16 protein-coding genes, 1 tRNA gene and 1 riboswitch are annotated in these 12,972 nt (G+C 69.8%); of the genes, 7 read left to right on the forward strand and 10 right to left on the reverse strand.

What is annotated here, in order from left to right; translation table 11 throughout:
* Positions 1-12 precede the first annotated feature (12 nt).
* Positions 13-77, reverse strand: a riboswitch (guanidine-III (ykkC-III) riboswitch).
* A 54-nt stretch (positions 78-131) separates the two neighbouring features.
* Complete coding sequence (locus ACIO92_RS21755) at positions 132-470, reverse strand: co-chaperone GroES (protein WP_366441055.1); 339 nt, start codon at positions 468-470, stop codon at positions 132-134.
* 46 nt (positions 471-516) lie between these two features.
* Positions 517-837, reverse strand: coding sequence for a DUF3618 domain-containing protein (locus ACIO92_RS21760; RefSeq protein WP_366441054.1), 321 nt, complete (start codon positions 835-837; stop codon positions 517-519).
* 144 nt (positions 838-981) lie between these two features.
* Here ACIO92_RS21760 and bcp point away from each other — a divergent pair, with 144 nt between their 5' ends.
* The 4 genes from bcp to ACIO92_RS21780 all read left to right on the forward strand — a co-directional run bounded on the left by bcp (position 982) and on the right by ACIO92_RS21780 (position 4,414).
* A complete protein-coding gene (gene bcp / locus ACIO92_RS21765; RefSeq protein ID WP_351782733.1) occupies positions 982-1,455 on the forward strand; it encodes a thioredoxin-dependent thiol peroxidase in 474 nt (157 codons plus the stop codon).
* A 242-nt stretch (positions 1,456-1,697) separates the two neighbouring features.
* Positions 1,698-3,194, forward strand: coding sequence for a glycine betaine/L-proline transporter ProP (gene proP, locus ACIO92_RS21770; protein WP_401237288.1), 1,497 nt, complete (start codon positions 1,698-1,700; stop codon positions 3,192-3,194).
* A gap of 118 nt (positions 3,195-3,312) precedes the next feature.
* Positions 3,313-4,365 carry an HNH endonuclease signature motif containing protein gene (locus ACIO92_RS21775; protein ID WP_402058664.1) on the forward strand — a complete coding sequence of 351 codons (1,053 nt, stop codon included), beginning with the start codon at positions 3,313-3,315 and terminating at the stop codon, positions 4,363-4,365.
* Positions 4,331-4,414, forward strand: a tRNA-Leu gene (locus tag ACIO92_RS21780). The genes ACIO92_RS21775 and ACIO92_RS21780 overlap by 35 nt, the downstream gene beginning before the upstream one ends.
* 57 nt (positions 4,415-4,471) lie before the next feature.
* Here the strand turns inward: ACIO92_RS21780 and rdgB are convergent.
* The 4 genes from rdgB to ACIO92_RS21800 form a co-directional block, all read right to left on the reverse strand.
* Complete coding sequence (gene rdgB, locus ACIO92_RS21785) at positions 4,472-5,074, reverse strand: RdgB/HAM1 family non-canonical purine NTP pyrophosphatase (RefSeq protein WP_366441050.1); 603 nt, start codon at positions 5,072-5,074, stop codon at positions 4,472-4,474.
* Positions 5,075-5,082: 8 nt separating this feature from the next.
* Positions 5,083-5,463: a hypothetical protein gene (locus ACIO92_RS21790; protein ID WP_351782748.1), complete on the reverse strand. Its 381-nt coding sequence runs from the start codon at positions 5,461-5,463 to the stop codon at positions 5,083-5,085.
* 113 nt (positions 5,464-5,576) lie between these two features.
* Positions 5,577-6,308 (reverse strand): ribonuclease PH, encoded by a 732-nt coding sequence (gene rph, locus ACIO92_RS21795; protein WP_366441048.1) that lies wholly within the window; start codon positions 6,306-6,308, stop codon positions 5,577-5,579.
* Between the two features lie 85 nt (positions 6,309-6,393).
* Complete coding sequence (locus ACIO92_RS21800) at positions 6,394-6,627, reverse strand: glucose PTS transporter subunit EIIB (RefSeq protein WP_018517946.1); 234 nt, start codon at positions 6,625-6,627, stop codon at positions 6,394-6,396.
* A gap of 233 nt (positions 6,628-6,860) precedes the next feature.
* On the opposite strand from ACIO92_RS21800, the gene ACIO92_RS21805 reads away from it, so the two are divergent.
* Both ACIO92_RS21805 and ACIO92_RS21810 read left to right on the forward strand, forming a co-directional pair.
* Positions 6,861-8,159, forward strand: coding sequence for a PTS transporter subunit EIIC (locus ACIO92_RS21805; protein ID WP_366441047.1), 1,299 nt, complete (start codon positions 6,861-6,863; stop codon positions 8,157-8,159).
* 286 nt (positions 8,160-8,445) lie between these two features.
* Positions 8,446-9,711: a PTS transporter subunit EIIC gene (locus ACIO92_RS21810; RefSeq protein ID WP_366441046.1), complete on the forward strand. Its 1,266-nt coding sequence runs from the start codon at positions 8,446-8,448 to the stop codon at positions 9,709-9,711.
* Between the two features lie 176 nt (positions 9,712-9,887).
* Here the strand turns inward: ACIO92_RS21810 and ACIO92_RS21815 are convergent, their stop codons facing one another.
* Entirely contained in the window at positions 9,888-10,640 is a 753-nt protein-coding gene (locus ACIO92_RS21815; RefSeq protein ID WP_366441045.1) for an MBL fold metallo-hydrolase, read from the reverse strand.
* Positions 10,641-10,839: 199 nt separating this feature from the next.
* Here ACIO92_RS21815 and ACIO92_RS21820 point away from each other — a divergent pair, with 199 nt between their 5' ends.
* Positions 10,840-11,328, forward strand: a complete 489-nt coding sequence (locus ACIO92_RS21820; protein ID WP_366441044.1) for a type II toxin-antitoxin system PemK/MazF family toxin — start codon at positions 10,840-10,842, stop codon at positions 11,326-11,328.
* Between the two features lie 186 nt (positions 11,329-11,514).
* Here the strand turns inward: ACIO92_RS21820 and ACIO92_RS21825 are convergent, their stop codons facing one another.
* From ACIO92_RS21825 to ACIO92_RS21835, 3 genes are all read right to left on the reverse strand, one after another.
* Positions 11,515-12,465: a cysteine synthase gene (locus ACIO92_RS21825; protein WP_366441043.1), complete on the reverse strand. Its 951-nt coding sequence runs from the start codon at positions 12,463-12,465 to the stop codon at positions 11,515-11,517.
* 5 nt (positions 12,466-12,470) lie between these two features.
* Positions 12,471-12,749, reverse strand: coding sequence for a MoaD/ThiS family protein (locus ACIO92_RS21830; RefSeq protein ID WP_366441042.1), 279 nt, complete (start codon positions 12,747-12,749; stop codon positions 12,471-12,473).
* A gap of 90 nt (positions 12,750-12,839) precedes the next feature.
* Positions 12,840-12,956: a putative leader peptide gene (locus ACIO92_RS21835; RefSeq protein ID WP_366441041.1), complete on the reverse strand. Its 117-nt coding sequence runs from the start codon at positions 12,954-12,956 to the stop codon at positions 12,840-12,842.
* Between the last annotated feature and the right edge of the window lie 16 nt (positions 12,957-12,972).

Here is a 12,972-nt window from a genome sequence, read left to right on the forward strand (position 1 = left end):
CGGAACAACAGGGATGCGTCGTCTTGTCGATCCCGGTACGGCGCGTCTCGTCGGGTGTGTCACCAGGCTAGCAAAGAACGGCGAAGGGCCCCGGTGACCCTGGTCACCGGGGCCCTCACGGCCGTCCCGCCCTACAGATACAGGCCGGTCGAGTCCGAAGCTCCCTGGAACCGGTCCGCCGCCACCGCGTGCAGATCGCGCTCGCGCATCAGCACGTACGCGGTGCCCCGCACCTCGACCTCGGCCCGGTCCTCGGGGTCGTACAGCACCCGGTCACCGAGCTCGACCGTCCGGACGTTCTGCCCGACCGCGACGACCTCGGCCCAGGCCAGCCTGCGGCCGACGGCGGCCGTCGCCGGGATCAGGATGCCGCCACCGGAACGCCGCTCCCCCTCCGGGGAGTCCGTACGGACCAGGACCCGGTCGTGCAGCATCCGGATGGGCAGCTTGTCGTGCGTGTTCTCGCTCACGGGGTGAACCTACCCGCCCGGCCCCGGCGCTGGTTGCCGGTCCGGGTCACGCCCTGCCCTTGCGGGAGGACGCCGCGAGCAGCCCGACCACCGCGACGACCACCAGAGCGGCGGGCACCACACGGTCGAGCCGAGGAGCGCCGTCCTCATGGGTGAAACGCGCCTTCACATCCGAGACGACCCGGTTCACGGCGACGAAGGCACGCCCGGCGGTCTCGTCGACCGTCGAAGCGACCTTGGCCTTCGCGTCCCCGATGATCGTCTTCGGATGCACCCTCATACCGATCTCGTCGAGAGTGACGGCGAGCTGCTCGCGCCGGCGGACGATGTCCGCCTCGATCTGCGCAGGGGTCCTGGCCTCCGACACCGCGCTGCCTCCGTAGTCGTGATCCGGTCGTCCGACCGGTCCTCGACCGGTCCTGGTGGACAGTCTGTCAGCTCTGCCGCCATCGGGCCGTCCCCGACCCCCATTAGGCTCTGATCGCGTACGCGAACCATCCCGAGGAGAGCCATGAGCGAGCGACTGCAGCCCGGCGACACCGCCCCCGCCTTCACCCTGCCCGACGCGGACGGCAACGAGGTCTCCCTCGCGGACCACAAGGGCCGCAAGGTCATCGTCTACTTCTACCCGGCGGCCCTCACCCCCGGCTGCACCAAGCAGGCCTGTGACTTCACGGACAACCTGGACGTGCTGGCCGCGGCGGGCTACGACGTCATCGGCGTCTCGCCGGACAAGCCGGAGAAGCTGGCGAAGTTCCGCGAGAAGGAGAACCTCAAGGTCACCCTGGTCGGCGACCCGGAGAAGACCACCCTGGAGGCGTACGGCGCCTTCGGTGAGAAGAAGCTCTACGGCAAGACGGTCACCGGCGTGATCCGCTCGACCGTCGTCGTCGACGAGGACGGCAAGGTCGAGCACGCCTTCTACAACGTGAAGGCCACCGGCCACGTCGCCAAGATCATCCGGGATCTCGCCATCGAGGGCTGAACCCGCCCGGCGGGACGGTGTCGGCCCTCCTGTGGGACGGGGCCGGCCCCCGGCGGGCGGACCCGCCTGTGGGACGGGGTCGGCCCCGACCGCTGAGCCCGCCCGGCGCGACCGGTCCGGCCCCCGGCGGCCGGACCCGCCCGAGGTGACGGGGTCGCGGTCCCGCGCGACTTTTGTTTGTGAACGGCACGACCGCGCAGAAGGTCCTCTGGCAGCTTTTCCCGGAGAGAGGACGTACGGCCATGCCGGTCACGGACCGCGACCCCGACGCCGACCCCGAGGCCGTCAGACGCCACCCCCGCCTGTTCCGGGCCGTCACCCGGCGCCGACAGCCCCGGCTGCGGCGGACCGACATCACCGTGACCGACGAGGCGGCGGTCAGGAGGGCCGTGAAGGCGGCCTCGCTGGGCAACGCCATGGAGTGGTTCGACTTCGGCGTCTACGCCTACCTCGCCGTCACCCTCGGACATGTCTTCTTCCCCTCGGGCAACGACACCGTCCAACTGCTCTCGTCCTTCGCCACCTTCGCCGTCGCCTTCCTCGTACGCCCGCTCGGCGGCATGGTCTTCGGCCCGATGGGCGACCGGATCGGCCGCAAGAAGGTCCTCGCGCTCACCATGATCCTCATGGCGGCCGGCACCTTCGCCATCGGCCTGATCCCCTCCTACGCCTCCATCGGCTTCTGGGCCCCGGCCCTCCTGGTCCTCTTCCGCATGGTCCAGGGCTTCTCCACCGGCGGCGAGTACGGCGGAGCCTCCACGTTCATCGCCGAGTACGCGCCCGACCGTCGCCGCGGCTACTTCGGCAGCTTCCTGGAACTCGGCACCCTCGCCGGATACGTCGCCGCCGCGGGCCTGGTCACGGCGCTCACCACCTGGCTCGGCCCCGACACCATGGAGGCCTGGGGCTGGCGCGTGCCGTTCCTCGTCGCGGGCCCGCTGGGACTGGTCGGCCTCTACCTGCGGATGCGGCTCGACGAGACGCCCGCCTTCCAGCGGCTGGAGTCCGACGCCGCCCACCCCTCCGAGGCGGCGGACCCCCCGGAGACCTCCACCAAGGGCGACCTCGGCAGGATCTTCCGCCGACAGTGGCCCGCGCTCATCCTGTGCGTCGCGCTCGTCGGCGCGTACAACATCACCGACTACATGCTGCTGTCGTACATGCCGACGTACCTCTCCGACGAACTCGGCTACAGCGAGACCCACGGCCTGCTGGTCCTGCTGCTCGTGATGGTGCTCCTGATGCTGGTGATCACCCAGGTGGGCCGTCTGAGCGACCGGTTCGGACGCAAGCCGGTCCTGATGACGGGAATGCTCGGCTTCCTCTTCCTGTCGCTGCCCGCGTTCCTGCTGATCGGCCGGGGCGGCATCCCGGCGATCACCGCGGGGATGCTGATGCTCGGCCTCTCCCTCGTCTGTATGCTCGGCACGATGTCGGCGGCGCTCCCCGCGCTCTTCCCGACGAACGTGCGGTACGGCTCCCTGTCGGTGGGCTACAACCTGTCGGCCTCCCTCTTCGGCGGTACGACCCCGCTGGTCATCACCGCCCTGATCGGCGCCACCGGCAGCAGTCTGATGCCCGCCTACTACGCGATGGGCGCGGCCCTCGTCGGCGTCGTCGCGGTGGCCTGCATGAAGGAGACGGCCCAGCAGCCCCTGGAGGGCTCGCCCCCCTCGGTGGAGACCCCGGAGGAAGCGGCGGAACTGGTCATGTCCAAGGCCCCCGAACCGAAATTCTGACCACCCACGCCCGGCCCGCACCACACACCCCCGACGCGGACCACCCGCCCGCGATATGACGTGACCGTCCGATATTCGGCTCGTTGCTCCGTACGAGAGCCGCACAAGGAGGGGACGGATGAGAACGAGCACGTACACGAGGGAACGGCTGGAAGAGGCCGTGGCGCAGTCGCGGGGGTGGTCCGACCTGATGCGGCGGCTCGGCGTCGCGGAAAGCGGGGGACGACGCCGGACACTGCGATCGAGGGTCGCCGGATACGGCATCGACACCGGTCACTTCGGGCGACGCGACCCCTGGCGCAAACATACGGACGCCGCGATCGCCGAGGCGGTCGTCGGCTCCACGACGATGCGTGAAGTGGCGCAGAGGCTCGGGGTGCCGCCCGCGCCCGGCACTCTCTCGCACATCCGGCGCAGGATCACGGCAGCGGGAATCGACGTGAGCCGTTTTCCCGGACTCAACCGCTCGACCACGGACCTGCCGTTCACTCCGGACGAGCTCCGGACGGCCGCCGCGTCCGTCGGCAGCGTCAGAGAGCTGGCACGTCTGCTGGGCGTGGCCGACGACGGCCGTTCCCGTGCCGCGCTCAGACACCTGCTCCACAAGCACGGAACCGACATCGCCCACTTCAGCCACAGGCGCGCCGTCGTGCCCGAGGCCCGTCTGCGGGCGGTGGTGCCCGACGCCACCAGCTTCGCCGATGTGATGCGTGCCCTCGGTCTCCCCGTGAACGATCAGAACCATCGCCGGGTCAGACGGTGGGTGGCCGGGCTGGCGCTCGACACCTCGCACTTCGAGCGGCGACCTTGGGGGACGGTTCGGGCCACCACGCCCAGGAGCATCGCGTCCACGGTCTTCCGGGTACGCCCCGAGGGATCGTCCCGGGAGAACCGTGACCGTCTTCATCGCGCCCTCGCCGAGGCGGGAGTCGCGTATCGCTGCGTCATCTGCGGAAACGAGGGGATGTGGAGGGGCCGCTCCATCACCCTGCAGATCGACCACGTCAACGGGGACTGGCGCGACAACCGCCGGGACAACCTTCGCTATCTGTGCCCCAACTGCCATGCGGCGACGGACACCTGGTGCAGGCGCGATCGGTCGTCGCGGTCCGGCCCGGTACCATGGCAGGCGGTGAGCGGTGGTGGCGCAATGGCGACGCAGCAGACTTAGGATCTGTGGCCCTTGATCGGGCTTGAGGGTTCGAATCCCTTCCGCCGCACCGGCAAGGGCCTGCACATCGAAGGATTGATGTGCAGGCCCTCGCGCGTGCCTGGTCTCAGCCCAGTAGTTCGTGGATCGCCGGGACCAGGGCTCGGAAGGCCTTGCCCCGGTGGCTGATGGCGTTCTTCTCGGCGGGGGTGAGTTCCGCGCAGGTGACGGTGTGGCCGGTGGGCTGGAGGATCGGGTCGTAGCCGAAGCCGTTGGTGCCCGTGGGGGTGTGCCGCAGGGTGCCTTCCAGCCGTCCCTCGACCACGCGTTCCGTGCCGTCGGGCAGGGCGAGGGCGGCGGCGCAGGCGAAGTGGGCGGCGCGGTGCTCGTCGGCGATGTCGCCGAGCTGCGCCAGGAGCAGGTCCAGGTTGGCGCGGTCGTCGCCGTGGGTGCCGGACCAGCGGGCGGAGAAGATGCCGGGGGCGCCGTTCAGGACGTCGACGCAGAGGCCGGAGTCGTCGGCGACGGCCGGGAGGCCGGTGGCCCGCGCGAGCGCGTGGGCCTTGAGCAGGGCGTTCTCGGCGAAGGTGACGCCGGTTTCCTTGACGTCGGGGATCTCCGGGTACGCGTCCGCGCCGACGAGGTCGAGGTCGAGGTCCGCGTCGGCGAGGATCGCGTGGAGTTCGGTGATCTTGCCCGCGTTGCGGGTGGCGAGGATCAGACGGGTCATGCCACCGATTATCCCGGGGTGCAGACCTTGGCCACTTCACCGGCCGCCGAGGTGATGGGGGCGATGTCCGGAGTGGCGTCGCCGTTCTTCACGGCGGTGCGGACGGTGTCGACGCCCTTGGTGAGGTCGTCGACGGCCTTGGAGAGGTCGGCGTTGTCGGTGGTGCCCTTGAGGTTGCCGAGTTCCTGGGAGATGGAGTTCAGCGATTCCTCGATCTGCGTCGGGTCGTTGGAGGCGTTGGAGACGGCCTGCTGGAGCTTGTCGACGCTGGTGGCTATCGCGTCGGCGGTCTTGACGCAGTCCATGGCGGTGTCGAGGGCTCCGCAGCCGCTCAGGACGGTGGTGAGTGCGGCGGCCGTGGCCACGGCGAGTGCGAGACGGCGCTTCAAGGCGGGTCCTCCCCGGTGGGTGACGCCCGGACGGGCGCTGGTGCGGGCGCTCGGATGGTATCCGGGCGCCCGCTTTCCCGTCAGGACGCCGTCGGGGTCCGGGGGGGTTGCCGTCAGAGCGTGCCGTCGAGGGCCTTGCGCTGGATCTCGGCGAGTTCGGCGCAGCCGCCGGAGGCGAGGTCGAGCAGGGCGTTGAGCTCGGCGCGGTCGAAGGGCTCGGCCTCGGCGGTGCCCTGGACCTCGACGAAGCGGCCGTCGCCGGTGCAGACGACGTTCATGTCGGTGTCGGCGCGGACGTCCTCCTCGTAGCGGAGGTCGAGGAGGGGGGTGCCGTCGACGATGCCGACGGAGACGGCGGAGACGGTGCCGGTGAGGGGCTTCCGGCCGGCCTTGACGAGCTTCTTGCCCTGGGCCCAGGTGACGGCGTCGGCGAGGGCCACGTAGGCACCGGTGATGGCGGCGGTGCGGGTGCCGCCGTCTGCCTGGAGGACGTCGCAGTCGAGGACGATGGTGTTCTCGCCGAGCGCCTTGTAGTCGATGACGGCGCGCAGGGAGCGTCCGATGAGGCGGGAGATCTCGTGGGTGCGGCCGCCGATCTTGCCCCGGACGGATTCGCGGTCGCCGCGCGTGTTGGTGGCGCGCGGGAGCATCGAGTACTCGCCGGTGACCCAGCCCTCTCCGCTGCCCTTGCGCCAGCGCGGGACGCCTTCGGTGACGGAGGCGGTGCAGAAGACCTTGGTGTCGCCGAAGGAGACGAGGACGGAGCCCTCGGCGTGCTTGCTCCATCCGCGTTCGATGGTGACGGGGCGGAGCTGTTCGGGGGTACGGCCGTCGATACGAGACATGGGACGAGCCTAGCCGTACCGCGTGAGGGGCCCGTTCCCCTGTCGGAACGGGCCCCTCGGGCAGTGCGGCGGCCGGTGCGGCTGCTTACATCATGTCTTCGATGTCGGCGGCGATCGGGTCGGCGTCGGTGCCGATGACGACCTGGATCGCGGTGCCCATCTTCACGACGCCGTGGGCGCCGGCGGCCTTGAGCGCGGCTTCGTCGACCTTGCTCGGGTCGATGACCTCGGTGCGCAGGCGGGTGATGCAGCCCTCGACCTCTTCGATGTTCTCGATGCCGCCGAGCCCGGCGACGATCTTCTCAGCCTTGCTGGCCATGTGTTTCTCCCTGTCCGTTCCGTTCGCGAGCACGCGAATCTCGGCGCACCTATGGTCCGCTTTTTCACGGTAACCCACGGTTGGCCCAACTATGCGAGCGACTGCCGCCGTTCTGTCGAATGATGACGATCACCGGCGGCCTGTCCTCTACGGGCTCCCGGAGCCTATCGCAACTGGTCTACACCAGTGCAACGAGACGCGGACCCGGCTTGTTCCGGGCAGGGAGGACGCCGATGAGTACCGAAAGCGCCGCGGCGGGGCGGCAGAAATCCTGGGGCAGCACGCTCTTCCAGGGGCTCCAGAAGATGGGCCGGAGCCTTCAGCTGCCCATCGCGGTCCTGCCCGCGGCGGGCATCATCAACCGGCTCGGCCAGCCGGACGTCTTCGGTGCGGACGGTCTGGGCTGGAACGACGTCGCCAAGGTGATGGCGGGCGCGGGCGGCGCCCTGCTCGACGGCAGCCTGGGCCTGCCGCTGCTGTTCTGCATCGGCGTCTCGATCGGCATGGCGAAGAAGTCGGACGGCTCGACCGCGCTCGCCGCCGTCGTCGGCTTCCTCGTCTACTACACGGTGCTGCGCCAGTTCCCGAAGGCCTGCCCGACGGGTACGAAGGACATCAGCGGCGGCTGCCTGGGGGTGGACGACTCCTTCGCGGGGTACACGTACCAGAACCCGGGTGTCTTCGGCGGCATCCTGATGGGCCTCTTCGCCGCCTATCTGTGGCAGCGGTTCCACCGCACCAAGCTGGTGGACTGGCTCGGCTTCTTCAACGGGCGCCGCCTCGTGCCGATCATCATGGCCTTCGTCGGCATCGTCTTCGCGGCGCTCTGCCTGTGGATCTGGCCGCCGATCGGTGACGCCCTGGAGAGCTTCAGCGACTGGCTGGTCGGTCTGGGCGCCTGGGGCTCGGGCATCTTCGGTGTCGCGAACCGCGCCCTGCTCGTGATCGGTCTGCATCAGTTCCTGAACGTGCCCGTCTGGTTCCAGTTCGGTTCGTACACGAAACCGGACGGCACGGTGGTCCACGGTGACATCAGCATGTTCCTCGCGGGCGACCCGAACGCCGGCCAGTTCACCACCGGCTTCTTCCCGATCATGATGTTCGCGCTCCCGGCGGCGGCGCTCGCGATGACCCACTGCGCGAAGCCGCACCGGCGCAAGGCGGTCGGCGGTCTGATGCTCTCGGTGGCCCTGACCTCGTTCGTCACCGGCATCACCGAGCCGCTGGAGTACTCCTTCCTCTTCATCGCCCCGGTGCTGTACGCGATCCACGCGGTCCTGACCGGCGTTTCGATGGCACTGACCTGGGCGCTGGGAGTGAAGGACGGCTTCAGCTTCTCGGCCGGTCTGATCGACTATCTGATCAACTGGAACCTCGCGACGAAACCGTGGCTGATCATCCCGATCGGACTCGGCTTCGCGGCCCTGTACTACGTGATCTTCCGGTTCGCGATCATCAAGTTCAACCTCCCGACCCCGGGCCGCGAGCCCGAGGAGGTGGAGGAGGAGATGGAGCGGGACAACGTCAAGTGACCCCGCACCCCCCGCCGCACGGCTGACCGTTTCGGGACTTTCGACCCCGCGGTAAGGCCCTCAGAAGGCCCCTGGACCTGACGGTCCGGGGGCCTTGTGTCGTCTCTTTCCGGCTATGGCTGAGAGCACAGAATTCGCAGGTTCCTTATCTAAGTCACACGTGCTACAACTGGTCTACACCACTGATTGGTGTAGACCACGCGGTCCAGACCACCGCGTTCCACGAGACGTCGCCGTCCCCCCTTCACTGTCCTCTGGCGGCGCCTTGCCTTTCTGGAGGAAGTTGATGAGTACGGCCACCGCCCAGGCCGCCGCTCCCGCGAAGAAGCGCGGATCCGGCCTGTTCCAGGGCCTGCAGAAGGTCGGTCGCAGCCTGCAGCTGCCGATCGCCGTGCTGCCGGCCGCGGGTATCTTGCTCCGTCTCGGCCAGCCCGATGTCTTCGGTGCCGACGGCCTCGCCTGGGGCAAGGTCGCCTCCGTCTTCGCCACGGCGGGCGGTGCGGTCTTCGACAACCTGCCCCTGCTCTTCTGCATCGGTGTCGCCATCGGCTTCGCCAAGAAGGCGGACGGCTCCACCGCCCTGGCCGCGCTCGTCGGCTTCCTGGTCTACAGCAACGTGCTGAAGGCCTTCCCCATCACCGACGCCGTCGTCAACACGACCGCCAACAAGGGTGTCGACGTCGCCGCGACGTTCAACAACCCGGGCGTCCTCGGCGGCATCCTGATGGGTCTGCTCTCCGCGGTCCTGTGGCAGAAGTTCCACCGCACCAAGCTGGTGGACTGGCTCGGCTTCTTCAACGGCCGCCGTCTCGTCCCGATCATCATGGCCTTCGTCGGCACCGCCGTCGGTGTCGTGTTCGGTCTGGTCTGGGAGCCGATCGGTGAGGGCATCTCGAACTTCGGCGAGTGGATGACCGGCCTCGGCGCCGGTGGCGCCGGTCTCTTCGGCCTCATCAACCGCGCGCTGATCCCGGTCGGGATGCACCAGTTCGTGAACACCGTCTCCTGGTTCCAGATCGGTGACTTCACCAACGCGGCGGGCGAAGTCGTCCACGGTGACCTCAACCGCTTCTTCGCCGGTGACCCCAGCGCCGGAATCTTCATGTCGGGCTTCTTCCCGATCATGATGTTCGGCCTCCCGGCCGCCGCCATCGCCATCGCCCACGCCGCTCGCCCCGAGCGCCGCAAGGCCGTCATGGGCATGATGGTCTCCCTCGCGCTGACCTCCTTCGTCACCGGCATCACGGAGCCGATCGAGTTCACCTTCATGTTCATCGCGCCGGTCCTGTACGCGATCCACGCGGTCCTGACCGCCATATCCATGGCCGTCACCTGGGCCTTCGGAGTCCACGCGGGCTTCACCTTCTCCGCGGGCGGCATCGACTACCTGCTGAACTGGAACCTCGCGACGAAGCCATGGCTGATCATCCCGATCGGTCTCGTCTTCGCGGCGGTCTACTACGTGCTCTTCCGCTTCGCGATCACCAAGTTCAACCTCTCCACCCCGGGCCGCGAGCCCGAGGAGGAGATCGAGGACCTCACCAAGGCGTGATCCTCACCCCGTACGAAGGGGAGGGCCCCGGAACCAGAAGGTTCCGGGGCCCTCCCCTTTCGTCCGTAGGAGTCCGTCCGTAGGAGTCCGTCCGTAGGAGTCCGTCCGTAGGAGTCCGTCCCCGCGGCCGGGCCGTCCGCGGGTCCGTACGGCTGCGGCCGTACCCGCGGCCGCGCTCAGATCTCGTAGACCGCGCCCGGTCGTGCCAGCTCCGAAGGGCCCGCGTAGACCTCGCGGGCGTCCGCCAGGTTCCGCTCGCCGTCGGTCCACGGCGGGATGTGGGTGAGGACGAGCCTCCCCACCGACGAGCGGGCCGCCTCCTCACCCGCCTCCCTGCCGTTGAGGTGCAGGGCCGGGACGTCCTCCTTGCCGTGCGTGAAGGACGCCTCGCAGAGGAAGAGGTCGGTGCCCTCGGCCAGCTCGTGCAGCGCCTCGCACGTCCCGGTGTCCCCGGAGTACGTGAGCGAGCGCCCGCCGTGCTCGACCCGGATGCCGTACGCCTCCACCGGATGGGACACCTTCTCCGTGCGCACCGAGAACGGGCCGATCTCGAAGGAACCCGACTTCAGGGTCCGGAAGTCGAAGACCTCGCTCATCGAGGAGGGGGAGGGCGTGTCCGCGTACGCCGTGGTCAGCCGCTCCTCCGCGCCCTCCGGCGCGTAGACCGGGATCGCGTCGCAGCGCCCGCCGTCGTGCCGGTAGTAGCGGGCGACGAAGTACCCGCACATGTCGATGCAGTGGTCGGCGTGCAGATGACTGAGGAAGATCGCGTCGAGGTCGTACAGACCGATGTGGCGCTGCAGCTCGCCCAGGGCGCCGTTGCCCATGTCGAGGAGCAGCCGGAAGCCGTCGGCCTCGACGAGGTAGCTCGAACAGGCCGAGTCCGCGGACGGGAACGACCCGGAGCAGCCGACGACGGTGAGCTTCATGGAGCGGGAACCTCCGTGGACGGATACGGAAAGCGCGCTGGGGGGGAGGCTGTGCGGTCAGTCGAGCGTACGGCGCGGCCGGGCCTGTCGCTCCTCCGTGACGGCCCGTTGTGGGCGAACTCACGGGCTCTGTCACCGGTTCGGATGGATGGCGGGCCGTCGCGGCGGAGCGGGCCGCGCGCCGGTACCGTCTTGGGGTATGGACACGTCGTGGTGGCCCGCGCTGGTCGCGGTCGTGGTGATCGCTCTGGTGGTGGCGCTCTCCGACGGGCGGAGGCGTTCGGCCCGGCGGCCCCCGGGGCGGCGGCCCGCCGGAAGGACCCGGCCGCCGGGGCGTCCGGCGCGCGGTCCCTCGGGGCCGGGCGGGGCGCCGGGGCGGCGGCCGAGACCGGCCGAGATCTGGTGGGCGGAGGTGCCCTACGAGGACGGGCCCGGCGCCAAGGACAGGCCGTGTCTGGTGCTTTCGGTACGGGGTGACCTGGCGCTGGTCGCCAAGATCACCAGCAAGTACCACGACGAGCGGCCCGGGGTGATCGCGTTGCCGCCGGGCGCGGTGGGTGACGCGCAGGGGCGGCCGAGTTTCCTGGAGACGGACGAGCTGCGGGAGGTCCCGTTGTCGGGTTTCCGCCGCAGAGCGGGAGCGGCGGACCCGGTCCTGTGGGACCAGGTCCGCCACCTGGCCCGCTGAGCGGGGAGCCGACGAAGCCGGTCGGTGCGGTCGGGGCGGGGTGGTCGGGGCTCGGGACCGGGCGGACCGGACCCGGGCCCCGCGTCCGGGGCCGGACCCGGCCGGAGGACGAGCCCGAGTCCGGACGCGAGCCCGAGTCGAGTCGGCGCCGGGGCGTCCCCCGGCGCCCGTGTCAGGCGTCGGGCGTCAGGCCCAGAGCTGGCCCTGGACCGCGGCGATGGCCTCTTCCGTGGTGGCGGCCGTGTAGAGGCCGGTCGAGAGGTACTTCCAGCCGCCGTCGGCGACGAGGAACGCGATGTCGGCGCTCTCGCCCGCCTTCAGTGCCTTGTTGCCGACGCCGATGGCCGCGTGCAGGGCCGCGCCGGTGGAGACGCCCGCGAAGATGCCCTCCTCCCGGAGGAGTTCACGGGTGCGGGTGACCGCGTCGGCGGAGCCGACGGAGAAGCGGGTGGTGAGGACGGAGGCGTCGTACAGCTCCGGTACGAAGCCCTCGTCGAGGTTCCGCAGGCCGTACACGAGGTCGTCGTACCGCGGCTCGGCGGCGACGATCTTCACATCGGGCTTGTGCTCGCGCAGGTAGCGGCCGACGCCCATGAGGGTGCCGGTGGTGCCGAGCCCGGCCACGAAGTGGGTGATCGAGGGCAGGTCGGCGAGGATCTCGGGGCCCGTGGTGGCGTAGTGGGCGCCCGCGTTGTGCGGGTTGCCGTACTGGTAGAGCATCACCCAGGACGGGTTCTCGGCGGCCAGTTCCTTGGCGACGCGGACCGCCGTGTTGGAGCCGCCCGCCGCGGGGGACGAGATGATCTCGGCGCCCCACATGGCGAGCAGTTGCCGCCGCTCCTCGCTGGTGTTCTCGGGCATCACGCAGACGATGCGGTAGCCCTTGAGCTTGGCGGCCATGGCCAGCGAGATGCCGGTGTTGCCGCTGGTCGGCTCCAGGATGGTGCAGCCGGGGGTGAGGCGGCCGTCCTTCTCCGCCTGCTCGACCATGTGGAGCGCGGGGCGGTCCTTGACCGAGCCGGTCGGGTTGCGGTCCTCCAGCTTCGCCCAGATGCGGACGTCGTCCGAGGGCGAGAGCCGGGGGAGGCGGACCAGCGGGGTGTTGCCGACCGCCGCCAGCGAGGAGTCGTAGCGCATGTGGATCAGACCATGCCGCCGGCGACGGCCGGCAGGATCGTGACGCTGTCGCCGTCGGTGAGCTTGGTGTCGATGCCGTCGAGGAAGCGGACGTCCTCGTCGTTGAGGTAGACGTTGACGAAGCGGCGGAGCTTGCCGCCGTCGACGATGCGCGCCTCGATCCCGGTGTGGCGGGACTCCAGGTCGGCGAAGAGCTCGGCAAGGGTGCCGCCGCTGCCCTCGACGGCCTTCTCGCCGTCGGTGTAGGTGCGGAGGATGGTCGGGATGCGGACCTCGATGGCCATGGCGTGGGCTCCTGTCGGAAGTGGCGTGCTGGGCGCGCTGCTGGGGCCCCCGCGCGGAGGGGGGTCGTACGGGGTGCGCTCGGCCGGTCTTCAGATCGCGGCGCGGGACGGACACATCGCGCTGGCGAGGCGGCACAGGTCGACGTGCAGGCGGGCCACGAGCATGACCGTGCCCGGAGTCTCTTCGCTCACGTCGTGGGAAACCATGGGCTCATCGTATCGA

This window comes from Streptomyces sp. NPDC087215, assembly GCF_044744885.1.
Classification (GTDB): domain Bacteria; phylum Actinomycetota; class Actinomycetes; order Streptomycetales; family Streptomycetaceae; genus Streptomyces.